At 47.4% G+C, this 1,076-nt stretch carries 3 protein-coding genes; all 3 read left to right on the top strand.

Annotated features, from left to right (window positions below):
• Positions 1–189, top strand: a 189-nt coding sequence (locus tag FFS21_RS32360; protein WP_212745291.1) for a hypothetical protein, incomplete at its 5' end; no start/stop codon positions are given.
• Positions 186–509: a hypothetical protein gene (locus FFS21_RS31890; protein ID WP_137928652.1), complete on the top strand. Its 324-nt coding sequence runs from the start codon at positions 186–188 to the stop codon at positions 507–509. The genes FFS21_RS32360 and FFS21_RS31890, both read left to right, overlap by 4 nt.
• Before the next feature lie 65 nt (positions 510–574).
• Positions 575–853, top strand: a complete 279-nt coding sequence (locus FFS21_RS31885) for a hypothetical protein (protein WP_137928651.1) — start codon at positions 575–577, stop codon at positions 851–853.
• Positions 854–1,076 lie beyond the last annotated feature (223 nt).

Here is a 1,076-nt window from a genome sequence, read left to right as displayed (position 1 = left end):
AAAAATGTACCGCTGCCCATTTTGCAGTCGCATTCCATTAGGGCGCCCCATGCCCTTATGTCGACCTCTCCGCAAAAAGCTGCCGAGCATGTGGATATTCGTTCTTACGATCACATGACACCCCAGGGAAGGATTGACCAAACAAACATCTGTGGTGTGAAAAAATACCTACAGGAAAAACAGAAATGAAAGCGCAATATCGCCCATGGATTCGCATTACATTCCTCGTGACATTGCTGTATTCCTTCGGGGTCGTCGTTCTCATCGCATTTTTAGATCTCGCTATTAATCCATTGTTTACCACGATATTCTACAATTATCCGTCATGGTGCGGCATGACCTCACAATGCCAAGGCTACTCCGAACCATCTCTTTTTCAACTTCTACTAGCTGGCGCACCCTGGCGAAACGGGGTGTCTGAATCTTTTTTTACAGATATTGGACTAGGGGCATTGGTCGGAGCAATGTTGGGATTTTTATCTGTGGTGGCCAATATATTCAAAAGATAGAATATCTTTGACCAAGCAATTCGGAATTATATTGAGCGGCGGAGAATTAAAGCTGGAGAATTCAAATGAACTGGAAAGCCACGTATGCTAGACTTCAAATCGCATCTACCATTGCAGTGGCCGCAGTGTTTGGTGCTGGATTTTGGTCATTTTTGATCGCTGGAATTTTGAATGTCACTTTTGAAATTGGAGAGAATGAATCTTTGCTATATTTCGGTGCGCCATTGTTTCTTGTATTTTTAGTTATCTTCGCAAAAAATCTACGGGAACCATTAAGAAGAGCCGGGTTACTCAGTGACCCTCCCGAGTCATTCGAGTCACCAAGAAATCGAGATAATGTTTAGATCCGCGGACCGTATCATGGGCAGCGAATCGGTGACGATCATCTCGGGCGGAGACACTACCATCCTCGGTGGCATTGTTAAGCGACGGCAAGGTATCGGCCGATGTCGGTGGCGATGTCAGCCTACCGGAATGGCGCCCACATGCCATGACGCCGGCCGATGCCGCGGCGGGTTTCCCCAGCCCGAAAAAAAACACCCCTACCTCCCCTTCAACACCCCCGCC

The organism is Cupriavidus sp. 2SB (genome assembly GCF_005503625.1).
Classification (GTDB): Bacteria; Pseudomonadota; Gammaproteobacteria; order Burkholderiales; family Burkholderiaceae; genus Cupriavidus.
Note: the sequence above shows the minus strand (reverse complement) of the source record. Positions and strands in the feature narration are given on the sequence as shown.